The following is a 21,860-nucleotide window of genomic DNA, read 5'->3' on the forward strand; positions in this document are numbered from 1 at the left end:
AGGAGGTGAGGATGTCGAGCACCCAGACCGTCGGACCCGCCGCCGTGGACCGTTTACTGCACCGGGACGCGGTGTGCAGCGTCTTCAGCGGCACCGTTGCGGCCGACCCCGCCGACCTCCTGTGCGTGACCGTCGCGCATGAGCGCGTCGACGGCTCCCGGCGCGAAGTCTTCCTCGAATGGGCCGCGAAGCTCACCGGCCTCCCCGCCCATCCCCATCTGTCCCCCAGCTCGGCCGTCGGCCTGACGGAGAACGGCCGCCCGTACCTCGCGGTGGGCACGGCGCGCCGCACCCTCGCCGACCTCCTCGCCGAACAGGGGCCCATGCCCCCGGGGCAGGTGCGCGCCCTCGGCGTGGCCTTGAGCGACGCCGTCGCGGTGTACCACCGCGCGGGCCTCATCCACGGCGCGATCCAGCCCTCGCACATCCTCGCCGGCTCCGGGCACCACCTCCAGCTCACCGCCTACGACGTCACCGCCCCCGTCCTGGCGGCCCCCCTCCCCCCCTCCCCCTACACCGCCCCCGAGCACCTCGACGCCGCCGTGGCGGGCGAGGTCGCCGCCAGTCCCGCCGGTGACGTGTACGCGCTCGCCACCGTCCTCTACGCCGCCCTCGGCGGGCGGCTGCCGTGGGTTCGCCACGCCCGCGAGGACGCCGCCGACCCGCTGCTGCGCGCCGCCCCCGTGCCGCACGTGCCCGGCGTCGTCTCGGACCTCACCGACCTCATCGGGGCCGCCCTCAGCCCCGACCCCCGGCGGCGCCCCACTGCCGACGTCTTCCGCGAGCACCTGACCCGCATCGCCCTCGGCGGCCCGCTCGCCCCCGGTCCGCGCCCCGACTCAGTCGCGGCGGGCCTCCTCCCTCGGCGCGGGCTGCGCCCCGTGACCGTGGCGGTCTCGACCGAGCTGGCGCCGTACCGGCCCGGCCGCGAGCGGGTGGGCCTGCGCCCGCGCCTGCGGTCGATCGCCACCGCCACCGCCGGCATCGCCCTGACGGGAGCGCTCCTCGGCGGGGCCGCCCTCGCGACCTATGCTGCGACCAATCCGGAGAGCACCGGCACCGTCTGCACCGATCCGGCCGTGCTCGGCATGCGCATCAGCGAGCAGTTGGACGACGGCGAAGTGGTGGAGAGCTGGTGCGCCGACGGCGGCGGCTATGTCGCGGCCACAGTGGACTATCCGGGAGGGTCGGGCGGCGACGGCGAGGGCTCGACCGAGCGCCGCGTCTGGCGCATCGAGGGCGAGGACCTCGTGGCCGTCACCGGCTGCACCGACACCGCGATGCCCCCCAGCATCATCGAGTTCCTCGAATGCGTCTGAGCCCGGCGGCGGGTCCGCGGGCCTGAGGCCCGGGGCCGCGCGGCGGCTCCGTTCGCGCTGGATCGGTTGGGGCCGTTCGCGATCGGTCCGCGTCCGGGGTTCGTCATGTCCTGCCTCCTCCGTTCGGTCCGGCGGGTTCCGCCGGGCGTGGAGGCAATGGTGCAGGGGTGAACCTGAAGGGGACCTGAAGCCGCCTGAAGGCCGCTTCAGGTCCCGTGTAGAGCGTGAGGGTCAGTCCCGTTCGGGCTTCGGCAGGAAGCCGCCGAAAGCGGCGACGGTCTTGTCCGCGTAGGCGGAGGTGTCGCCGCGCTCCATCGGTCCGTCCCAAGTGGTCGGCAGCGGGCCGTGGTCGGGGAGGATGCGGGACACGATGCGGTCCAACGCCTCCTCGGCCTTGCCGACCCAGAGGTGGCCGCCGCCGGGGATCTCCACGACCTCGGCCTGCGGCACGGCGGCGAAGCGCTGCTTCGCCTCCGGGTACTGGAGGTAGTCGTCCTGCTCGGGGATGAGCGCGAGGAGTGGGCGGCCGTCCTCGGCCCACCGCTCCAGGTCCTCCTCCTTGGAGTACCGCAGGGGCGGGGAGAGGAGCACCGCGCCCTCGACGCCCGGCTCCAGGCCGTACTTGAGGGCCAGGTCGGTGCCGAAGGACCACCCGACCAGCCACAGCCGCGGCAGCTCCGCGAACTCGGCGTGCTCGACCGCGGCGGCGAGGTCGAAGCGCTCGCCCACGCCGTGGTCGAACGCGCCCTGGCTCTTCCCCTGCTGCGACTCGGTGCCGCGCGTGTTGAAGCGCAGCACCGCGATGTCGGCGAGCGCGGGGAGGCGCCAGGCGGCCTTGCGGAAGACGTGCGAGTCCATCATGCCGCCGTGGGTGGGCAGCGGGTGGACGCACACGATGGTCGCCACTGGCTCGCGGTCGGCGGGCAGGGCGAGTTCGCCGACGAGTTCGAGCCCGTCGGCGGTGTGGAGCGTGAGCGCCTCGCGTCTGGCGGGGAGCATGCTCGCGGATCTGATGACAGCCACGCCGGAATTATCCCCGCCGCGGCGGGTGCGGGGCCACCCGCTGTGTCGCACCACTCGCCGCGCCGGGCCGACCATCCCGAGCCCCCACCCTCCCGGGGGAAAGGTAGGTCCCAGATTCGCCCGCGGGTCCGACAAGAACCGGCCCCGGCGGCCCAAGTGTCACCCGATCGGGGTCAGATCGGGTGGTCCGACCAGGCGCAACCCTCCCGGCCCCGATCGGGGTCAGCGCCAGCGGCCGGGCATGCGGCGGTCGCGGGCGTTCCAGCAGCCGGTGTGCCAGTGGCGGCGGTCGTCGCCGTCGCCGTCGTCGGCCCACGCGACGACGTGCGGTGTGCCCGGCTGGATCTCAAGGTCGCAGCCGGGGCACCGGTAGACCTTCTCGGCGCCCGCGCCGGGGATGCGGCGCACGCGGACGGGCCCGCCCGGACCCTCGACGAGGCTCGGGTCCTGGGCGCCGGAGGTCGGCCGCCGGGGTGACTCCCGGCGGCGGTTCTTTCGGGGCACGGTCTAAGCGGGTTTGGCGTCGTCTTCGGTCGCCGTCGCCGCGGCCGTCGCCTCAGCGGCGGCGGCCTCGCGCGCGACGCGCTCGTTGAGCCGTCTGACGTGCTTGTTCATCCCTCGGATGAGGAAGATCGTCACGACGACGAGGAAGACGGTCACGAACAGCCCGAGCGGCCCGGCCATCGCCTGGTCGCGTTCCGGCCCGAACTCTTGTGCCAGGATCTCGATTCCCACGGTCCAACCGTATCCCGGCCGCTCAGCCCTCGTTCAGGGCCGGGAGCCTCCAGTCGACCGGCTCACCGCCCTGCTCGGCGAGCAGCTCGTTGACGCGGCTGAACGGCTTGGAGCCGAAGAAGCCCCGGCGGGCGCTCAGCGGGGACGGGTGCGCGGACTCGATCGAGGGGATCGGGCCGAGGAGGTCCTTGAGCTTGCGGGCGTCGGCGCCCCAGAGGACGGCGACGGCGGGGCCGCCGCGCTCGGCGAGGGACTTGATGGCCTGCTCGGTGACGGACTCCCAGCCCTTGCCGCGGTGCGAGGCCGGGGTGCCGGGCGCGACGGACAGGGAGCGGTTGAGCAGCAGGACGCCCTGGTCGGCCCAGGGGGTGAGGTCGCCGTTGGCGGGGAGGGGGTGGCCGAGGTCGTCGCGGTACTCGTTGAAGATGTTGACGAGGCTCTTGGGGAGGGGGCGCACGTCGGGGGCGACGGCGAAGGACAGGCCGATGGCGTGCCCGGGGGTCGGGTAGGGGTCCTGTCCGACGATGATGACCTTGACGTCGTCGAAGGGCTGCTGGAAGGCGCGGAGGATGTTCTCGGAGGCCGGGAGGTACTTGCGGCCTTCGGCGACTTCGTTGCGGAGGAACTCCCCCATTTTGGCGACGTCGTCGGCGACGGGGGCGAGGGCCTTGGCCCAGCCGGGTTCCATGAGTTCGTCGAGTGTTTTCGTCATGCCTCAGATGCTAGGACCCTCCACCGACACGAAGTACCCCGCGTCGCGCAGGGCCGCAACGATTTCGGTCGCGTGTTCGGAACCGCGGGTCTCGATCGAGAGGTCCACGGAGACCTCGCCGACGCCCAGGCGCGGGTCGGAGCGCCGGTGGTAGACGTCGACTATGTTGCCGCCGTAGCGGCCCACGAGGCGCAGGACCGTCGCGAGGGCGCCGGGGCGGTCAGCGCAGCGCAGGCTCGCGCGCATGAACCGGCCGGAGGCGCCGAGGCCGTGTTCGATGAGGCGCATCAGCAGGAGCGGGTCGATGTTGCCGCCGGAGAGGACGGCGACGCACGGCTCGTCGTAGGCCACGGAGTAGTTGAGGAGCGCGGCGTAGGCGGTGGCCCCGGCGGGCTCGACCACGAGCTTGTTGCGTTCGAGGAGCGACAGGAGCGCGCGGCTGATGTCCTCCTCGGTGACGGTGACGATCTCGTCGACGAGGCGTTCGACGTGGGCGAACGGCACGTCGCCGGGGCGCCCGACCGCGATGCCGTCGGCGATGGTGTGCATCTTGTCGAGCTTCACGGGGCGCCCGGCGGCGAGGGACGTCGGGTATGAGGCGGCGCCTTCGGCTTGGACGCCGATGATGCGGATGCCGGGCTTGAGCTGCTTGGCCGCGGCGGCGATCCCGGCGATGAGCCCGCCGCCGCCAACGGAGGTGACGATGGTGGCGGTCTCGGGGAGCTGTTCGAGGACCTCCAGGGCGATGGTGCCCTGCCCGGCGACGATGTCGCGGTGGTCGAAGGGGTGGATGAGTGTCGCGCCGGTCTCCTCGGCGAAGCGGTGCGCCGATTCGAGGGCGTCGTCCACGGTGAGGCCGCCGAGGACGACCTGGGCCCCGTACCCCTTGGTGGCGGCGACCTTCGGGAGCGGCGCGGCCTCCGGCATGAACACCGTGGAGCGGATGCCGAGGGTCGAGGCGGCGAGCGCGACGCCTTGGGCGTGGTTGCCCGCGGAGGCGGCGACGACGCCGTGTCGGCGCTCGTCCTCGCTGAGTCCGGAGACGCGCATGTAGGCGCCGCGGATCTTGAACGATCCGGCTCGCTGGAGGTTCTCGCACTTGAGGTGGACCCCGTCGAGGACCGGGTCGCGGGAGGGTTCCAGCGGGGTGCGCCGGACGATCCCGGCGAGCGCGTCCGCGGCTTTGCGGACGTCGGTAAGGGTCACGAGCTCCGTCACGCCTCGATCGTAGTGCCCGCGGTGCGGACGGTGTCCGCACATGGTTCCGGGGCCGGTTCCGTGCTTCTCCCGAACGCCCCGAAAACGGTTGCCAGCGACCGAAATGTCGATTCCGATCCCTCTTGGGCGGTCTCATTCGGGGATCGAAACCCCAGGTCGCACGCGTGGTGAATCGGACTGCACCTCCCGTGACCGCACTACTGAAACAGCGGGTGACCCCCGTTACCCAGGGAGACCGGAAGGCTTAAGCTACGAGCAGTCATACCGTAACCGTGGCGAAGCTCGCGGGACACGTACCGGCCGCCCGCCCAGCGCCGCCGCACCACTGCGCCGCCCGACCGCGCCGCGGGACCGCGGCGCCCCGACCCGCCTTGTCCATCCCCTTGAAACCCTGGAGTCAACGGTGACTGCTGTCACGCTGAAGAACGTGTCGAAGGTGTTCCCCGGCGACACCCTGGCCGTGGACTCGCTGAGCATGGAGGTCAACCACGGCGAGTTCCTCGTCCTGCTCGGCCCCTCCGGCTGCGGCAAGTCCACCGTGCTCCGCATGGTCGCCGGCCTGGAGACGCCCTCGGACGGCGAGATCCTCCTCGACGGCGAGTACGCGAACGACCTGCCCCCGCGTGAACGCAACGCCGCCATGATCTTCCAGACCTTCGCGCTCTACCCGCACATGACCGTCGGCGACAACATCGGGTTCCCCCTCAAGCTCGGGAAGGGCAACGGGGCCCAGTCCGTGCCCGACGCCGTCGGCGACATGGCCGGGGCCCTGGGCATCTCGGACCTGGTGGACCGCAAGCCGAGCCAGCTCTCCGGCGGCCAGCAGCAGCGCGTCGCGATGGGCCGGGCCCTGGTGCGCCGCCCCAAGCTGTTCCTCATGGACGAGCCGCTGTCCAACCTGGACGTGGGCCTGCGCGCGGAGCTGCGCACGGAGATCTCCTCGCTGGTGCGCCGCCACGACGCGACCACCCTGTACGTCACGCACGACCAGACCGAGGCCCTGACGATGGCCGACCGGGTCGCGGTCATGCGCAAGGGCGTCCTCCAGGACGTGGGCACCCCCGACGAGGTGTACGAGCGGCCCGCGACCATGTACGTGGCGGCGTTCCTCGGCACCCCGCGCATGAACCTCCTCGAAGCGCGCGTGAACGTCTTCCTCGACCGGTACGTGGCGCTGGACTTCGGCGACCAGGAGCTGCGCCTGCCATGGCACGACCTGCGCGGGCGGGCCGTGGCCCGGTACCACGGGGAGAACATCGTCGTCGGGATGCGCGCGGAGGCGCTCGCGCCGGTCGCCGAAGGGCACCCGGGCCAGTCGATCCAGGGCCGCGTCCGCTTCTACGAGCACCACGGCCACGAGACGCTCGTGTTCCTCGACATCGGCGCGACGGCGGTCGTCCCCGACGGCATCGGCGACAAGCCGGACCTGGCGCGCTCGGGCTCCAAGCCGCGGCGGCGCCTCGGCGGCCTGTTCTCCGGCTTCGGGCAGGCCCCGGCCGAGCGCCGCGGCGACCACGACTCGGGCCCCATCCGCAAGCCCGCGGACCTCGTGTTCCGCCTCCCTCCGCACATCCCGGTGTCCGCGGGGCAGCCGATCACCGTGGCCGTCCACATGGACGCGCTGCACTACTTCGACAAGTACGGCAAGCGGATCGACGTCGGCTGGACCCAGCGCGCGTAGGAACGCCGAAGGGGCCCTCCGCGGAGGGCCCCCGTTCGTGCAAGCGGCTAACCGAGGAACTTCTCGGCCTCGACGATCTTGACGGAGATCTCGATCTCCTTGGGGGTCTTGTAGACGACGGTCTCGCCGATCTTGTGGCCCAGGATCGCGGCGCCGAGCGCGGAGTCCGGGCTGTACACCGTGAGGTCGGTGGTGGCGCTGATCTCGCGGGAGCCGAGGAGGAACTTCTCGGTGTCGTCGGGGTCGCCGTCGAACGCGATGGTGACGACGGTGCCGATCTGGATCTCGTCGGAGTCCTTGGCCTCGCCGACCTTCGCGTTGCGCAGCAGGTCTTCGAGCTGGCGGATGCGGCCCTCCTGCTTGCCCTGCTCGTCGCGGGCGGCGTGGTACCCGCCGTTCTCCTTGAGGTCGCCCTCCTCGCGGCGGGCGTTGATCTCCGCGGCCATGAGGGGTCGGTTCGCGACGAGCTCGTCCAGCTCGTCCTTGAGGCGGTCGTAGGCCTCCTGGGTCAGCCAGGTGCCCTGGTTAGCGTCGGTAGCCATGTGTTCTCAATCCTCCGATTAGTGCGATCCGTAGTGCGGGTCCCGCCTCAGCGCGCCGCGTGCCGGGCGCGGGCCCCGGATAGCGAAAGGCCCGCCGACCGGAATGCGGTGCGACGGGCCGGAAGTCTGTGTTCAGTCGGCCTGCCAGCACCTCAGTACTTCACCGGTGTTGACGTCGCCCTCCACCGGGAGGACGTAGGTCATCTCCACGCGGGTGGAGCCGTCGGCCGGGACCTCCACCTCGGCGTAGCCGATCTCTGCTCCGGCGAGGTCGCGGGAGCGGACGGCGCACGTGGCGCCCTCGCCCGCGGGCTTGTAGACCTCGAACGTGACGGCGACCTGGCCGGCGACCGAGTCGTCGTAGGCGAGGAGGCGCTCGGAGACCTCGTCCTGGCCGTACGACTCCATGAGGAGCCACGCGGCGACGACGCCCGCGGCGACCACGCCGACGGTGAAGGCGGCGGTCACTCCGGGGCGGCGCTTGGAGGGTTCGCGGCGGTGACCGTAGCGACCGTCGGGGAAGGACACTGGGGCCGTTTCCGGCACGCGTCCGTCCGTGGTCTGCGTCTCAGTCATTGGCGCGGCTTTCCTTCGCGATCAGCGGCTTCGCCGCCGGGAGTCCGGATTCCGGGAGAAACCGGGAAGCATTGATTATCGAGTATCGTTGCACAGAATGCCGGAGCCGACAACTACCGCGGTGCGCGAGTCGGTCCGAGCGATGAGGATCCCTGTCTCCCAGCCAGCGAGGTCGACTGCTGTGACGAACCGAAGCACCCTGCGTCTGATGTGCGTGCACGCCCACCCCGACGACGAGTCGAGCAAGGGCGCTGGGACGATGGCGCGCTACGTGCGCGAAGGCATCGAGGTCCTGGTGGTCACGTGTACCGGAGGCGAGCGCGGCGACGTCCTCAACCCGAAGATGGACCGCCCCGAGATCCAGGAGAACCTCCCCCGCGTGCGCAGCGAGGAGATGGCCCGCGCCCGCGAGATCCTGGGCGTGGAGCAGCACTGGCTCGGGTTCACCGACTCGGGCCTGCCCGACGGGTGGCTCCCCGACTCCGGGATCGCGCTCCCCGAGGACGCGTTCTACCTGGTGCCCACCGAGGAGGCGGCCGCGCCGCTGGTCGAGGTCATGCGCTCGTTTCGGCCCCACGTCGTCACCACGTACGACGAGGAGGGCGGCTACCCGCACCCCGACCACGTCAAGACCCACGAGATCTCCGTCGCGGCCTTCGACGCCGCCGGGGATCCCGGGCGCTACACCGACCGCGGCGAGCCGTGGCAGCCGCTGAAGCTGTACTACAACCACGGCTTCGGCAAGGCGCGCATCGAGGCCCTGCACTACGCGATGGTCGACGCGGGCCTCGACTCCCCGTACAAGGAGTGGATGGACGCCGGCGACTGGACCCGCGACAAGGGCGAGCGGGTGACCACCCGCGTCGAGTGCGCCGAGTACTTCGAGATCCGCGACGCGGCCCTGAAGGCCCACGCGACCCAGGTCGACCCGGACGGGTTCTGGTTCGCCGTGCCGCGCGAGATCCAGGAGAAGGCGTGGCCGACCGAGGACTACGAGCTCGTCGAGTCCCGCATCGAGTCGCGCCTGCCGGAGGACGACCTCTTCGCCGGTCTCCGGTAGCGCCGATCTGAACCACTTGGGCCCCAGGGGAACCTGGGGCCTCTTTCTCCACTTGCGACGACGTCTCCGACGGCGGATCGTCCCCTCCCGCGCACCCTCAGTGAGGAAACAACTGTCGGGCTCCCGACACCACGGTGTAATTCTCCGGAAAGTGCGAGAACCTTGCTGCAAGCGCGCTCCCGCGGGATACCGTGCGGGTGAAACCGGGCCGCACCCAGGACCCCGAGCACTCCTTGCTGAGGCGGGCGCAGAACGGAGGTGGAGCCATGGTCAGCCGCGAGACAACGCCGGCGCGGACGAGGTCGTTCGTGGGCAGTCTCCTCGTCGCCACGCCGAGTCTTCAGGACCCCAACTTCGACCGCACCGTCGTGATCGGCGTCGGGCACGAGTCCGACGGCGTGCTCGGCGTGGTCCTCAACCGCGCCACCGAACGCAAAGTCGCGCACTACCTGGACCAGTGGGCGGTGCTCGCCGGGCACCCGGCGGTCCTGTTCGAGGGCGGACCGGTCCAGCCCGACGCCGCGATCGGGCTCGGCTGGCGCAAGGCCGACGCGCCGTTCTCCGACGCGTTCCGGCCCGTGCTCGGGCGCCTCGGCACCCTCGACCTGTCCCGGGACCCCGACGAGGTCGCACCGCTGCTGGAGGGCATGCGCGTCTTCACCGGGTACGCGGGCTGGTCGCCGGGCCAGCTGGAGTCCGAGATCGAGGCGGGCGCGTGGATGGTCTTCGACGCCCTCCCCGCCGACCCGTTCTCCGCGAGCCCCGAGGACCTGTGGTCGATGGTGTGGAAGCGCCAGGGCGGCATGCTGTCCGCGGTCGCGCACTTCCCTTCCGACCCCGCCATGAACTAACGCTCCCGGCTGCCAGGCCATGAGGATGACGACGGCGGTGTAGAAGACGAGGTTGAGGCCGGAGAGGGCCAGGAGGCGGCCGCGGTGCTGCTCCAGCAGCTCCCCGTCCATGACGCCGTGCGCGTCCTGGAGCTCCTTGCCGATGCGCGCGAGCACCGCGGGGATGACGGCCGCGCCGTTGACGACGGCGACCACGTACAGGGTCGAGGCGATGATGAGCCACGCGTCGGCGAAGGAGTAGCGGTCGCTGGTGGCCGTCGCGAGCACCCCGAACAGGGCCGCGACCAGGGTGAGCGCGTTGAAGAGCATGGTGCGGCGCCCGGCCTGGTGGACGCGGTCGCCGTCGCGTTCGCGCAGGCCGCGCTCCCCGAGCCACGGCATGAGCATGGCCGGGCCGACGCAGACGACCACGGCCAGCACGTGCAGGACCACCAACAACGTGTGCATACTGTGATCTTAAGGACATATCACTCACTCGGCGGCGGAAACGGCCGCTCCGAGGACACGCAGCGACCACTCCTCCCCGACGCGGTGCCCGGCGGCGCGGTGCGCGGTGAGGGCGGACCCGGCCAGGACCCGGGCGCCCTCGGCGTCGCCGCGGAGGAGCTTCACTTCTGCGGTCAGGTTGCGCGCCATGGCCTCCGCGGTCCGGTACCCGCCGTCCGCAGCGAGCGCGAGGAGCTGGGCCGCGTCGGCTTCGGCGGCGTCGGCCGCGCCGACGGCGATCCGCGCGGCGGACCGCTCGACGAGGGCCCTGATCCGGGTGGACGCGAGTTCGCCGTGGACGAGGCCGAGGACCTGCGCGGCGGCGGCCACGGCCTCCTCGTGGCGCCCGGCCCCGTTGAGCGCGGCGGCGGCCGCGGCGAGCCCGATGGCCTTGCTGGCGCGGTCGCCGCGCAGGTCCGCCTGGCGGACCACCATGTCGGCGTAGGCGAGCGCGTCGCCGTGGCGGCCCTGCGCGGCGCACAGGTCCGCGAGGAACGCGGCGGTCGAGGCGCCGAGCTCCCGCTCCCCCGCGCCGACTTCGAGCGCGGTGACCCGGTCGAGGGCGCGGGCGGCGGCGGGCACGTCGCCGAGGGCGATCGACACGGCCGCGAGGCCGCGCAGGTGGGAGGCGGCCAGCGCGGTGTCGTCGGCGGTCTCGGCGAGGGCGAGGGCCTCGGTGAGGAGCCGGTGCTCGGTACGGGGCTCGCCGAGGTCGCCGGCGATGACGGCAAGGGCGCCGAGGTTGACGCTGGCGGCGCGGGTGCGGCCCGCGGCACGGTTCATGGCGAGAGCCGCTTCGCCGTGGCGGCGTGCGGTGCCGGGGCGGCCGAGGTTCCAGGTGGCGAGGGCGAGGTTGTGGCGGGCGGAGGCTTCGCCGAAGTCCCAGCCGAGGCGGTGGGCCCGGTCGGCGGCGCGTTCAGCGTGGCGGGCGGCGTCGGTGAAGTCGCGGGACTTGACGTAGGCGGTGGACATGCACAGTTCGGCGGCGGCTTCGCCGGGGAGGCTGCCGTCGGCGTGGTGGAGGGCGGCTTGGCCGAGGGCGAGGAAGTCGGCAGTGGCGAGTGCGGTCCAGGCGTGGCCGCGGAGGATGTCGGCGAGGCGCCAGGCGGTCTCGCCGGTGGCGGTGCGGGCGACGGCGACGAGTTCGTCGCGTTCGTCGTCGAGCCAGCGGGCGGCCTGCTCGGGGGTGTCGGGGGCGGTGCGGGCGGGTCCGGGGAGGCGGGCGTAGCCGGGGTGTCGGGTGCGGCAGGCGGCGTCGGCGCGGTCGAGGTACCAGTGGTGGAGGCGGTCGAGGGCGGCGGCGCGTTCGGTCGGGTCGGCGAGTCCGCTGGCGTGGTCGCGGATGAGGTCGTGGAGGACGAGTCGGCCGCGGGCGTCGCGGTTCGCCATGTGGGCGTGGACGAGTCGTTCGACGGCGAGGTCGGCGGCGGCGGGGTCGAGTCCGGCGAGGACGCCTGCGGCCGCGGTGGAGAGGGACCTGACGGGGACGGGGGCGAGGAGGCGCAGGACGCGGCGGGCGTCTTCGGGGAGGGCCCGGTAGGAGCGGTCGAAGACGGCGGCGACGCCTTCGGCGAGGGCGCCAGGGCGGCCGGGGTCGGCGGCGGCGAGGCGCAGGGCGAGCGGCAGGTATCCGGCGGCGCGGGCGAGGTCGGCGAGGTCGGGCCGGTCCTCGGTGCGGGGGATGCGCATGAGGGCCTTGAGGAGTGCGGTGGCGTCGGCGGGGGCGAGGGGTGCGAGGTCGAGGCGGTGGGCGCCGTGGGGGGCGAGGTCGGAGAGGCGGTCGCGGCTGGTGGCGACGGTGAGGGAGCCCGGCCCGGCGGGCAGGAGCGGGATGATCTGGGCGGCCGATTCGGCGTCGTCGAGGAGCACGAGGAGGCGCCGTCCGGCGGTGGCGGTGCGCAGGCGCGCGGCGGCTTCGTCGGGGTCGGCGGGGACCTGGTCGCCGGCGTGGCCGAGGGAGCGCAGGAGGGCGGCGACGGCTTCGGCGGGGGTGAGCGGCGGGAGGGCGGTGCGGCCGCGGAGGTTGAGGTGGAGCTGGCCGTCGGGGTAGTCGGCGGCGATGCGGCGGGCCCAGTGGACGGCGGTCGCGGTCTTGCCGACGCCGCCCATGCCGGTGATGACGATGAGGGGCGCGGGCGGGATGCCGTCGGCGTCGCTGCCGGTGCGGGCGGCGTCGAGGTCGCGCAGTTCGGCGGCGCGGCCGGTGAACCCGGCGGCCTCGGCGGGCAGTTCGCGCGGGACGGTGCGGGGCTCGGTCCGCTTGCGGGCCATGGGGGTCCAGGTGCCGTCGACGGAGGCGGCGGCGAGGCCGCCGAGGCGGTCGTCGTCGCGGAGCACGGCTTCGTGGAGGCGCTGGAGGGGCGGCCCGGGGTCGATGCCGAGGCCGTCGCCGAGGGCGGCGCGGGCCTCCCGGTAGACCTGGAGGGATTCGGCGCGGCGCCCGGCGCGGTGGAGGGCGAGCATGCGCAGGGCGGTGAGGCGCTCGCGGAACGGGTGGGCGCGGGCGAGGTCGGCGAGTTCGGCGGCGGCCTCGTGGTCGCCGAGGTCGAGGCGGATCTCCAGGTGCTCCTGGCGGGCGAGGAGCCGGTCCTCGTCGAGCCGGTCGGCGGCGTCGCGGAGGGGGCCGGTGTCGGCGAGCCCGGCGTAGGGGTCGCCGCGCCACAGGGCCGCGGCGTCGGCGTACCGGTCGGCGGCGGCTTCGAGGCGTCCGGCGGCGCGTTCGCGGCGGGCGGCGGCGGTGCGGGCGGCGAACGCGGCGGCGTCGAAGTCCGCGGCGCTCACGCCGATGCGGTACCCGCCGGGGCCCAAGGCGATCCGCTCGGGTTCGCCGAGGGTGCGGCGGAGGCGGTGGAGGCACACGAGGAAGGCGTTGCGGGCGTCGCGCGGCGGGCGGGCGTCCCACATCGCCTCGGTGAGGGCCTCGACCGGGACGGGCCGTCCCTCGCCGGTGAGGAGCGCCGCGAGCAGCCGCCGCTGGAGCGGGCCGCGCAGCGGCAGGGGCCCGCCGCGGGTCACCTCCAGGGGCCCGAGGACGCCGAACCGGAGCGCCTCCGTGTCTGCCTGCACTCGCTTCACCGACCTCGTCGAACCGTCCGGGCCCAGGCTAGCCGCCGCGGTGTAAGTCCGCTGTAAGCGGCCCCGGGGAGGATGGCCGCGACCGCCGGGGCACTGGGTCCCGTGGCGAGCGAGGAGGGGCCGTGGCAGAGGTGGGCTGGCTGGTCCGCAGGAGCGGGTCCGAGCACGTGATCATCACCGCGCCCGATGCGGCGTCCGGCGTCGGCGAGGCGGTGAAACGGCTGGAGGCGGCCCTCGACGGGTTCCCCGGGCGCAAGCCCGCGTGGTTCCGGGTCCTGGAACGGGTCGGGTACTGGTGGTACCTCGTGTGCATGGTCGCGACGGCGGTCGTGCTCGCGCTGTTCGGCGCCAACGGCCTGGTCATGAACCTCGTCTACGGGTTCTTCGGGGGGATCACCGTCGCGGTGGTCACCGGCGGGGTCCTCACGGGGGCCGCGCACCTCCAGGCCCGGCTCGGCGCCGGGAAGTCCGTCGAGCAGGCGCGACGGGACGTCGCGGCGCTCGCCCGGCAGGGCGGCGGCGTCGCCGAGCGGGTCGAGGCGATCCTCGCGAAGGACCCGTCGCTGGAGCGGCGGGTGCACCTGCTCGCGTGGGACGCCGCCGAGATCGGCGCCACGGACCGCAGCGCCTCCGACGACGAGCTGACCGGGCTGTGGGAGCTCGCCGACCCGGCCGCGGCGGCCGAACTCGACGAGGAGCTGCGAAAGATCCGGGAGATGGCCGCGCGCATGGACGAGCGGAAGAAGGGCAGGCGCTGACCGCGCTCCGGGCCCTGTGGTGGGCCGCGCTGACGGGGGCCGTCCCCGCGCTGATCCTCGCGGCCGGGGCCGGCCTCCTCGCCGCCGTCGCGTACGCGTTCACCGTGTCCCCGTGGGGAGGCGCGAAGATCGCCGTCGGCCTGCTCCCGGTCCTCGCGGCCCTCGGGTACGGCCTGTGGGCGCTCGCCGCCGCCGACCGCGCCCCGCAGGACGGCACCGTCGTGGACGAACGCGCCCAGCCGCGACTGTGGGCGCTGGTGCGCGCGCTCGCCGCGGCCGCCGGGACCGGCCCGCCCGACGAGATCCGCCTGACCGGGGACGCGAACGCCTCCGTCGGGGAGGACGTCCGCCGGTTCCGGACGCATCGGACCATGTGCGTCGGCGCGCCGCTCGTCGCCGCGATGACGGCCGCGCAGCTCGCCGCGGTCCTCACCCACGAGCTCGCCCACTACGCGCACAGCGACACCCGGTTCGCCGGGGCCGTCCACCGCTCCCGCCGCTCCTATGTGCGGACCCTCGACGCGCTGAACCGGGACGACCTCCTCCAGCGGGGCCTCCACTTCGCGCTTGACCACTACGGGCGCTTCGTGCTGCGCGCCTCCGCGGGGCTCGCGCGCCGCCAGGAGGAGGCCGCGGACCGGGCGGCGGCGCTGGCCGTCGGCTCGGCGGCGACGGTGAACGCGCTCTGGGTGCTCGGCCCGCTCGACGCGTCCCCGGCGGGCCCGTTCGACACGCATCCGCCCACGGCCGAGCGCATCGCGTCGGTCGCGGCCCTCAACGCCCGCGGGACCGTCCCGGTCCCCACAGGGCCCGCGGCAGGACTGCTCGACGACCCGGACCTGCTGTTCGACACCGTACTCAGCGAGGCCGCGCCTCCCCCGTACACCGATGCGCTGCTCGCGAGCGCGGCCCGCGCCACCGGCCGCGAGCCGTCCCTCCCGGTGCTCCTCGACGCGCTCGACCAGGGATTGCTGCTCGACCTCGCCCCGGACCGACCGGGCGACCCGGTCCGGGTGCGCCGCGAGCGCGCCCGCCTCTACGTCCGCGGCGGCCTGGAACCGGCGCTCCCCGACGCGTCCGCAGAAGCCCTCGACGCCGCGGTCGCCGACCGCCCCGACACCGCGCCCCTGCGCGCACTGCTCACCACGACCACTGGAAAGGCGAACACAACGTGGCACTGCTCCTGAAGGCCAAGACCCGCGTGCTGATGGCCATGCGGAAGGAGGCGAAGCGGCGCGGCCAGTCCCTGTCGGCGTACATGGAAACCGTGTCCCAGTCGGAGATCATCGCGCTCATCCAGGCGACCGACCCGACGGTCAACCCCGCCGACGTCATCCCGGGCCTGCCCGACGTCCCGCCCGTGGACGTCACCGGGTGGGGGATGCCGCCGATGGCCGCGCTCAGCACCGAAGTGGGCGCCGCGGTCCCCGCGATCGCCGCCGCCGTCGCGGCCGCGCGCGCCGGGGACTGGCGGCCCGCCGCCGACCTGCTGCACCGCTCCTACGGCGACTGGCCGATGCGCGCCGCCGCCGTCCACGCCCTCGGCGAGGCCGCGGCAGACGACGGCACGTGGCTCCAGGCGTGGCGCGCCGCGGGCGGCGAGGAACGCCACCTCGCGGTCCTCGACGCGCACGGGATGTTCTGGCTCGCATGGAAACTGCGCGGCAACCTGCCCCCGGAGGAGACGGCTCCCGACCAGCACGACGCGTTCTACCGGACGGTCGCGCGCACCGAGGCCGCCGCGCAGCACGCGGTGCAGGCCGCGCCCGAGGACCCGACCCCGTGGTTCACGCTCGTGGTCCTCGCCCGGGCCCGCGGCTACGACGCCGGCGCGTTCAACGGGATCTGGGCCGAGCTCCAGGCCCGCGACCCGCTCCACCGCGCTGGGCACGAGTTCGCGCTCATGTACTGGTCCCCCGAGGGGAACGGCTCCTACGACCCGCTGTTCGCGTTCGCCGAGCGCGCCGCCGCCGCGCACCCGTCCCTCGCGTTCCTCACGGTGGCGGCGGCCTACGACTACGAGGACGTCGACGAGCACGTGTGGAAGGACGCCCGCGTCCAGCGCGCCCTCGACGCGGTCCTGCGCCACCTCGCCACCCGCGAGGGCGCCACCGGCCCCTACGCCAACGCCGACCGCGGCTGGGCCGCCTACGGCCTCGTCAACTCCGGCCGCGGCGCCGAGGCGATCCCCCTCTTCACCCAGCTCGCCACCGACGCCTCCGCCCGCCCCTGGCAGGACTTCGGCCCCGACGCCCGCACGGTCTTCGACGCCTTCCGCCGCAGAGCCTGCGCCGCCGCCTGACCTGTCCCCGGGCACGACCGGGCCCTGGACACGACAAAGGCCGGGACGCTTTCGCGTCCCGGCCTTGTCTTCTGTGGAGCTTGCAACGGCCTACTTGAACCCATCACCGCAGTTCAACGCCCGCGCAAACCAGCTGCCCGACCTGCTCACCCATCCCGCCGCGAATCCTGACCCCGCACGAGCACCCCAGAACACCGGCAAAGCCTGGGCACTGAACCGCCGTCTGTCCGAGGAAGTCAGGGGCGCCATCGTGACCGCATGCCAAGAAGGCGTCCGCCAACAAGTGCTCGCCGACCGGTACGAAGTCAGCCTCTCCAGCATCAAACGCTTGGTCCGTGCATCCCGCTAACCTGCGAGGCTATCGGCTATGCCACGCGGTCGTACAGGTTCGACAGCCCTCGACCACCGAGAGGGCTCGACTGCGGAAGTCGCGCTCAGCGGCCTTGACCGACTCGCTGGGCACGTCGTACTCGCGGATGTCGAGCCAGAGCCGGAGGCCGGGCAACGCATCCCAGCAGTATCCAGGTCCCTCGTCCTAGCAGCGTCAGAACTACGCGAGCATTCCCGACCGCACGAATCCGCCCCTCCATCCCCAATTGCTTTCAAAGTTTGGCGCCCGACATGAAGCCGACCGCGGAGATCCGACCGACAGACAATGGAAGCGACTGCGCCGACGGGTCCCGGAACCCGAACGCCACGGTCCTGGCCGACCGTGCACCGGCTGTCCAAGACCTGGCGACAAGCCGGGGCCCGGGCCTCGACGGTCGAGACGATCCCGACCCTGCTCGACCAGGCCCGCGCCCTGACCTGGAGGGGTCTCGTCATGGAGGATCTGCCGGGCCCGGACGTCGATGCCGCGAGTGGGGCGGTGCAGGCTACCGGCGCGGACGCGAACCGGCATCCCGATCGCGGTCTGCCTCGGACTGACTGACCTTGAGCGGCAACGTCGCTCGCAGCACCCACCGGTTCGGGTCCTCCGGCCCGGCCGAGGCCGTGCCCCCCAGCAGCCGAACCCGCTCGGTGGCGCCGATGAGGCCGCGACCGCGGCCGCCTTCTTGGGATGCCGCCGCGATCTCGTTGCCCACGTGGAGGATCAGCTCCGATCCGTAGACGGTCACCTTGAGTTCCACCCGCGCGCCCGGCGCGTGCCGCAGCGCGTTGGTGAGGCCCTCCTGCACGATCCGGAAGGCCTCGCGGGAGACCGCCGGGGTCACCGCGTCCAGGTCGCCGTCGATCGCGACGTCGACTTCGTTGCCGCCCTGGACGACTCGTCCGACCAGTTCGGCGAGGTCCGCGAGCGTCGGACGCGCGGTCGCGGGCTCGGGCTCCTCCCGCAGCACCCCGAGCGCCCGGTCGAGGTCGTCCAGCGCCGCACGGGAGCCGCCCTCGATCGAGGACATCGCCCTCCGAGCTGCCTCGGGGTCTGAGTCGAAGACCTGATTCGCCACGGCCGCTTGAAAAGTGAACGAGGTCAACGCATGGCCGATCGAATCGTGCAGATCCCGGGCGAGCCGGTTGCGGACCGCGGCGCGGTCGGCCTCGACCTCGGCGGCCGCGAGCCTTTCGGCCAGGCTCGGGCCGAGCAGTGCCACCGCCAGTCGGCCCAGCAGCCGCGCACCACCGGCGCTCGCCGCGACCAGCGCGACCACGCCGAGCACTGCCACGAAGAGCGTCCAGGCCCCATCCGGGCCGCCCGAGACCCTGGCGTCGACCACGATCGTGACACCGCCGCCACCGGCCAGCCACACCAGCGGCAGGACCAGGGCCACGCCGGCCAGCAGCGTCGCGGTCATGAGCGCCCCGCCCCAGAGCGTCCAGGCCACGGCCCACACGGCCGTCGCGAACCGCCGCGGCGTCTCCGGCCTGGGCAGCGCGGTTCTCAAGAGCGCGTTGGCGCTCCGGACGCTCACGCTCCTGCCTGCGCGAGGCACGCCGAGCAGTGCCACGGCCGCGAACGCGGCGAGCGCGAACACGGGTGCAGGCGTGTGCGGCCACGCCAGTGCCAGTACGGCGGTCGCGACCGCGGTGGCCGACATTCCCGCCAGTGCGCCGAGGAGGGCGTGCGCCCAGCCGTGGCAGGCGGCGCGGAGGGGCAGGGCCCGGGTAAGTCGTCGCATGAAGGCGAGTCTGGCACTCGCGCGGGCGGTGCGTCTCCCTCCGATGGGGGAGTGCAGGTTCCCGCTTTCCAGGGAGGCAGAGACCTCCTCGGGCGGCGAGGGTTGCCGGCGACATCGTCTTCTCGAAAGGACCGTTTCCCATGAAGCCAAGAACAAAGGGCCTGATCGCCTTCCTCCTCCTGGCCTTCGGGCTGGCGGGGGGAGGGATGTTCACGGCGGTGCTGGTGTTCGACCTGTCGCTTGTCAATCCGGTGGTGCAGCTCGCCACCGTCGCGTTCACCCCCGCGGTCGCGGCGTTCGCGGTCCGCAAATGGGTCACGAAGGAGGGCTTCGCTGATGCGGGCCTGCGTCTGCGGATACGGGGCAACCTCGGCCTCTACGCGGCCGCGTGGCTCGGTCCGCTCGTGTTCGCGGCGGTCGCGCTCGCTCTGGCCGTGGCGCTCGGTCTGTGGGAGTTCGACACTGGGGTGTTCGTACTGGTCCCCGGCCTGCCTGTGTGGGCTTCGATCGGGCTGCTCATGCTGGTGGTGGTCGTGCTGACGCCGGCCTATTGGGGTGAGGAGTTCGGGTGGACGAGTTATCTGCGGCTGCGTCTGGTGCCCGAGCGGCCGGTGCTCTCCACGTTGCTGACCGGGCTGATCTGGGCCGTGTGGCACTACCCGCTCGCGTTCCTCGGCTACGTGATCTTCGACAATGTGGTTGCGGGCCTGGCGATCTGGACGGTGTCGTTCGTGTTCCAGGAGATCATCCTGTCGTGGCTGCGGATGCGCACCGGATCAGTGTGGGCCGCGAGCTTGGCCCATGCGGGGAACAACATGGTGCTGTTCCTGCTCATCGGCACCGCCTTCGGCGACGACACGCGAGGCGTGGGGATGCTGCTGGGGACCGTCCCGATGGTCGTGGTGGCGCTGTGGATCGTCCTGAGCGGGCGGCTCGCCTCGGAACAGCCGCGAGTTGATCGGGAGCGCGAATCGGCACTGGTCTGAGCCGGACCGGGGCGGGGGCGGGGTGGCATCATCGAGCCGTGACCTCCGCTCCCGTCTCCGTGCTCATCGCCGACGACGACCCGATCGTGCGCACCGGTCTGCGGACGCTCCTGTCGGCGCAGCCGGGCGTCGAGCCCGTGGCCGAGGCGTCCAACGGGTCCGAGGTGCTGACGCTGGTGCGGCGTTCGCGCCCCGACGTGGTGCTCATGGACGTGCGCATGCCGGGCATGGACGGCATCGAGGCGACCCGGCTGCTGCGCGAGACGGTGCCCGAGCCGCCGAAGGTCATCGTGATCACCACGTTCGAGAATGACGAGTACGTCTACGCGGCACTGCGGGCCGGCGCGAACGGATTCCTTCTCAAGCGCAGCGACATCACACGGATCGCCGATGCGATCCGTGTCGTGGCCCAGGGCGACGCATTGCTGTTCCCCGAGGCGATCCGCTCCCTGGCGGCCATCGTCGCCCGCCCGCCGGGCAACGCCCACGGCCCGATCGCCCTGACCCCGCGCGAGGCCGAGGTGCTCCGCCTGATCGCGCAAGGCCTGTCGAACCGCGACATCGCCACTCGCCTCTACCTGGGTCTGGAGACCGTCAAGACCCACGTCAAAAACGTCCTCACCAAACTGGGCGCGGGCAACCGCACCGAAGCGGTGATCATGGCCTACGAATCAGGCTTCATCCGCCCGAAAACCCCCTGACCGAAAAACGACCCGGCGCATCTGCTCCGGGACCGAAGCCGTACACAGAAGCGCGGGGCTTGGGCCTCGTCGCGATGCCGGCGGGTTCATGGCTCGCGCGGCAGGCTCTCGCCCTGTACTTGGATCACTTGCCACCTGCCATGCTGGAACAGTCAGGTGCGCGTGTAGAGATCGTCTCTGCTTCGAACGGCTCGCCGACCGCAAGGCCGGCGATCCTGACCCGTGCCCGGGTGACCCCCGTCGGGCCGAACTGGCGAGCGGTGCTCTGGAGTCGCTCCAGGCTCGTCAGTCGAAGCTGCCCGGAGGCGTGCGGCTCCAGGTCCTGCGACTTGCCGAACTCGGCGCCATCGGGAGCGACGTAGACGACGTCGGGACGCAGCAATGCCTCCAGTGCAACGACATCGCCCGCCAACAGGGCGCGTTGCAGTTCCGTCTCGGCGGCGGCCAGGGAGTCTTCGCGGGTTAAACCATCGTCGTGCATCGTCTCACGCAGCTTCCGGGCGAACCGGATCGTTGCACGGAGTCCATTCGTCGGCGGGAAGGCGAGCAGCGCGGTGAACACCTCGCCGCCGCGGCGGGCCATGGCGATTTCGCCTTCGGCCCCGACTGCGGACACGATCCGCACCCCGGACGCCTTCAGCGCGGCTGAGCGCCCAAGGGACTTCTACCAGGACTTGCGCCGCCCATCAGCTGCGATCGACGCAAAAAAGCGATCATCGACACGATGACCGCTCTCCTGCTCAATATCCGATTCTGTGGATCTTGCAACGACCTACTTGAACCCATCACCCCAGCTCAAGCAGCATGCAAACCAACTTCCCGGCCTGACGTCCCGACACACCCGAAATCCTGACCCCAACCCAACAACCGCGACCGCATGCCCGACCACCGCCTGGGCTCTGAGTCGTCGTCTGACCGAAGCGACAAGAGCAGCGATCGTCGCCGATTACCAAGCCGGAATCCACCAACAAGCGCTCGCAGACCGCTACGAAATCAGCCTCTCCAGTGTCAAACGCCTCTTGCGAGACGCTCGAAAACGTCTTTGTTTCGGGTCGTAGAACGCGCCTCAGTCGGTGAGGGTTTCATCAACACCAATATAGGTTGAAAGCGACAGTGTATGAAAATCGTTACGCAGGATCACTGCTATCACTGTCATAGCAATATTCCGCAGGAGTAAGCAGAAAATTCGAAGGCAAGCTCTCCCTATGGAGCTCAACAGTGACCATGGGGAGTACCCGCGCTCAACTCGCCGGGTAGTACCATGCAATAGCATGACAGATAATATTCCCCTTCGCCGAGCTCTGGCTAGTTTGCGTGACGAGCTCGCGAGGTCCCAGCAAGATCGTAATCCTATCTTCGCCTTGCGGATCGATGAGATCGAGATTGAGCTCGCACTGGTCTTCGATGCGGAGGCTGCCCTTGAGGTTGAAGCCGGGATCGAAAGTAAGATGCCATGGCTCGTTGTGGGCAAGACAAGGGCGAAGGTCAACGCAAAGGCCAATGATTCCAACATCCATCGACTAACACTCAAGATCACCCCGATAGTCCCCGCCGCAGAGCAGAGCTCGGCATCTAGCGGCTCTCCTCGTCCGGACTCCCTCCCTGAGCCATCCACTTCATCCTTGAAATCAGGTGTATCTGACGATGAGGGCCAAGTGCTCTTGGTGGGTAGGAACGAGATGCGATCTGATCCTGCCGCAAGCCTTCGAAGCTGATGC

21 protein-coding genes and 1 pseudogene are annotated in these 21,860 nt (G+C 72.0%); 11 read left to right on the forward strand and 11 right to left on the reverse strand.

Annotated elements, in window-relative coordinates; translation table 11 throughout:
- Window positions 1-11 precede the first annotated feature (11 nt).
- Window positions 12-1,319, forward strand: coding sequence for a hypothetical protein (locus tag AB0A65_RS00780; protein ID WP_359944088.1), 1,308 nt, complete (start codon window positions 12-14; stop codon window positions 1,317-1,319).
- A gap of 231 nt (window positions 1,320-1,550) precedes the next feature.
- On the opposite strand, the gene AB0A65_RS00785 is transcribed toward AB0A65_RS00780, so the two are convergent.
- The 5 genes from AB0A65_RS00785 to ilvA all read right to left on the reverse strand — a co-directional run bounded on the left by AB0A65_RS00785 (window position 1,551) and on the right by ilvA (window position 5,007).
- Window positions 1,551-2,318 (reverse strand): alpha/beta hydrolase, encoded by a 768-nt coding sequence (locus tag AB0A65_RS00785; RefSeq protein WP_359945538.1) that lies wholly within the window; start codon window positions 2,316-2,318, stop codon window positions 1,551-1,553.
- Window positions 2,319-2,564: 246 nt separating this feature from the next.
- The gene (locus AB0A65_RS00790) at window positions 2,565-2,846 is read right to left on the reverse strand and encodes a hypothetical protein (RefSeq protein WP_359944091.1); all 282 of its coding nucleotides are present in this window, start codon (window positions 2,844-2,846) and stop codon (window positions 2,565-2,567) included.
- A 3-nt stretch (window positions 2,847-2,849) separates the two neighbouring features.
- The gene (locus AB0A65_RS00795) at window positions 2,850-3,077 is read right to left on the reverse strand and encodes a hypothetical protein (RefSeq protein WP_359944094.1); all 228 of its coding nucleotides are present in this window, start codon (window positions 3,075-3,077) and stop codon (window positions 2,850-2,852) included.
- A gap of 22 nt (window positions 3,078-3,099) precedes the next feature.
- A complete protein-coding gene (locus AB0A65_RS00800; RefSeq protein ID WP_359944097.1) occupies window positions 3,100-3,789 on the reverse strand; it encodes a uracil-DNA glycosylase in 690 nt (229 codons plus the stop codon).
- 3 nt (window positions 3,790-3,792) lie between these two features.
- On the reverse strand, window positions 3,793-5,007 hold the full coding sequence (ilvA, locus tag AB0A65_RS00805) for a threonine ammonia-lyase (protein WP_359944100.1): 1,215 nt from the start codon (window positions 5,005-5,007) through the stop codon (window positions 3,793-3,795).
- Between the two features lie 403 nt (window positions 5,008-5,410).
- On the opposite strand from ilvA, the gene AB0A65_RS00810 reads away from it, so the two are divergent.
- Complete coding sequence (locus AB0A65_RS00810) at window positions 5,411-6,688, forward strand: ABC transporter ATP-binding protein (RefSeq protein ID WP_359944103.1); 1,278 nt, start codon at window positions 5,411-5,413, stop codon at window positions 6,686-6,688.
- Window positions 6,689-6,735: 47 nt separating this feature from the next.
- On the opposite strand, the gene greA is transcribed toward AB0A65_RS00810, so the two are convergent.
- Window positions 6,736-7,230, reverse strand: a complete 495-nt coding sequence (gene greA / locus AB0A65_RS00815; protein WP_359944106.1) for a transcription elongation factor GreA — start codon at window positions 7,228-7,230, stop codon at window positions 6,736-6,738.
- Between the two features lie 132 nt (window positions 7,231-7,362).
- Window positions 7,363-7,806: a DUF4307 domain-containing protein gene (locus AB0A65_RS00820; RefSeq protein WP_359944109.1), complete on the reverse strand. Its 444-nt coding sequence runs from the start codon at window positions 7,804-7,806 to the stop codon at window positions 7,363-7,365.
- A gap of 208 nt (window positions 7,807-8,014) precedes the next feature.
- Here AB0A65_RS00820 and mca point away from each other — a divergent pair, with 208 nt between their 5' ends.
- Complete coding sequence (mca, locus tag AB0A65_RS00825; protein ID WP_359944112.1) at window positions 8,015-8,866, forward strand: mycothiol conjugate amidase Mca; 852 nt, start codon at window positions 8,015-8,017, stop codon at window positions 8,864-8,866.
- Between the two features lie 266 nt (window positions 8,867-9,132).
- On the forward strand, window positions 9,133-9,717 hold the full coding sequence (locus tag AB0A65_RS00830) for a YqgE/AlgH family protein (protein WP_359944115.1): 585 nt from the start codon (window positions 9,133-9,135) through the stop codon (window positions 9,715-9,717).
- 66 nt (window positions 9,718-9,783) lie between these two features.
- Here the strand turns inward: AB0A65_RS00830 and AB0A65_RS00835 are convergent.
- Window positions 9,784-10,164 (reverse strand): annotated as a pseudogene (locus AB0A65_RS00835) (DUF2269 family protein); the annotation flags it as partial.
- A 24-nt stretch (window positions 10,165-10,188) separates the two neighbouring features.
- On the reverse strand, window positions 10,189-13,269 hold the full coding sequence (locus AB0A65_RS00840) for a BTAD domain-containing putative transcriptional regulator (RefSeq protein ID WP_359944117.1): 3,081 nt from the start codon (window positions 13,267-13,269) through the stop codon (window positions 10,189-10,191).
- A gap of 131 nt (window positions 13,270-13,400) precedes the next feature.
- On the opposite strand from AB0A65_RS00840, the gene AB0A65_RS00845 reads away from it, so the two are divergent.
- The 4 genes from AB0A65_RS00845 (at window position 13,401) to AB0A65_RS00860 (ending at window position 16,687) form a co-directional block, all read left to right on the forward strand.
- Entirely contained in the window at window positions 13,401-14,036 is a 636-nt protein-coding gene (locus tag AB0A65_RS00845) for a hypothetical protein (RefSeq protein WP_359944120.1), read from the forward strand.
- Between the two features lie 104 nt (window positions 14,037-14,140).
- Window positions 14,141-15,223: a M48 family metalloprotease gene (locus AB0A65_RS00850; protein WP_359944123.1), complete on the forward strand. Its 1,083-nt coding sequence runs from the start codon at window positions 14,141-14,143 to the stop codon at window positions 15,221-15,223.
- Window positions 15,208-16,338 (forward strand): DUF4034 domain-containing protein, encoded by a 1,131-nt coding sequence (locus tag AB0A65_RS00855; RefSeq protein ID WP_359944126.1) that lies wholly within the window; start codon window positions 15,208-15,210, stop codon window positions 16,336-16,338. Before AB0A65_RS00850 ends, AB0A65_RS00855 begins: the two co-directional genes overlap by 16 nt.
- A gap of 64 nt (window positions 16,339-16,402) precedes the next feature.
- Entirely contained in the window at window positions 16,403-16,687 is a 285-nt protein-coding gene (locus AB0A65_RS00860) for a hypothetical protein (RefSeq protein ID WP_359944129.1), read from the forward strand.
- Window positions 16,688-17,213: 526 nt separating this feature from the next.
- On the opposite strand, the gene AB0A65_RS00865 is transcribed toward AB0A65_RS00860, so the two are convergent.
- Window positions 17,214-18,455 (reverse strand): histidine kinase, encoded by a 1,242-nt coding sequence (locus AB0A65_RS00865; RefSeq protein WP_359944131.1) that lies wholly within the window; start codon window positions 18,453-18,455, stop codon window positions 17,214-17,216.
- A gap of 140 nt (window positions 18,456-18,595) precedes the next feature.
- On the opposite strand from AB0A65_RS00865, the gene AB0A65_RS00870 reads away from it, so the two are divergent.
- Window positions 18,596-19,441, forward strand: a complete 846-nt coding sequence (locus tag AB0A65_RS00870) for a CPBP family intramembrane glutamic endopeptidase (protein ID WP_359944133.1) — start codon at window positions 18,596-18,598, stop codon at window positions 19,439-19,441.
- Between the two features lie 38 nt (window positions 19,442-19,479).
- On the forward strand, window positions 19,480-20,142 hold the full coding sequence (locus AB0A65_RS00875; RefSeq protein WP_359944135.1) for a response regulator transcription factor: 663 nt from the start codon (window positions 19,480-19,482) through the stop codon (window positions 20,140-20,142).
- 124 nt (window positions 20,143-20,266) lie between these two features.
- Here AB0A65_RS00875 and AB0A65_RS00880 read toward each other — a convergent pair whose 3' ends face one another.
- A complete protein-coding gene (locus AB0A65_RS00880) occupies window positions 20,267-20,767 on the reverse strand; it encodes a nuclear transport factor 2 family protein (RefSeq protein WP_359944138.1) in 501 nt (166 codons plus the stop codon).
- 646 nt (window positions 20,768-21,413) lie between these two features.
- Between AB0A65_RS00880 and AB0A65_RS00885 the strand changes: the two genes are divergently transcribed.
- Window positions 21,414-21,857, forward strand: coding sequence for a trypco2 family protein (locus AB0A65_RS00885; RefSeq protein WP_359944141.1), 444 nt, complete (start codon window positions 21,414-21,416; stop codon window positions 21,855-21,857).
- The last annotated feature ends 3 nt before the right edge of the window (window positions 21,858-21,860 follow it).

Source organism: Glycomyces sp. NPDC047010 (genome assembly GCF_040644205.1).
In the GTDB taxonomy this organism is placed as follows: Bacteria; Actinomycetota; Actinomycetes; order Mycobacteriales; family Micromonosporaceae; genus Glycomyces.

Coding starts and splice junctions, on each gene's coding strand:
- mca (WP_359944112.1), top strand. CDS start 8,015: ATGTGCGTGCACGCCCACCCCGACGACGAGTCGAGCAAGGGCGCTGGG.
- AB0A65_RS00780 (WP_359944088.1), top strand. CDS start 12: ATGTCGAGCACCCAGACCGTCGGACCCGCCGCCGTGGACCGTTTACTG.
- AB0A65_RS00870 (WP_359944133.1), top strand. CDS start 18,596: ATGAAGCCAAGAACAAAGGGCCTGATCGCCTTCCTCCTCCTGGCCTTC.
- AB0A65_RS00820 (WP_359944109.1), bottom strand. CDS start 7,806: ATGACTGAGACGCAGACCACGGACGGACGCGTGCCGGAAACGGCCCCA.
- greA (WP_359944106.1), bottom strand. CDS start 7,230: ATGGCTACCGACGCTAACCAGGGCACCTGGCTGACCCAGGAGGCCTAC.
- AB0A65_RS00800 (WP_359944097.1), bottom strand. CDS start 3,789: ATGACGAAAACACTCGACGAACTCATGGAACCCGGCTGGGCCAAGGCC.
- AB0A65_RS00785 (WP_359945538.1), bottom strand. CDS start 2,318: ATGCTCCCCGCCAGACGCGAGGCGCTCACGCTCCACACCGCCGACGGG.
- AB0A65_RS00830 (WP_359944115.1), top strand. CDS start 9,133: ATGGTCAGCCGCGAGACAACGCCGGCGCGGACGAGGTCGTTCGTGGGC.
- AB0A65_RS00885 (WP_359944141.1), top strand. CDS start 21,414: ATGACAGATAATATTCCCCTTCGCCGAGCTCTGGCTAGTTTGCGTGAC.
- AB0A65_RS00865 (WP_359944131.1), bottom strand. CDS start 18,455: ATGCGACGACTTACCCGGGCCCTGCCCCTCCGCGCCGCCTGCCACGGC.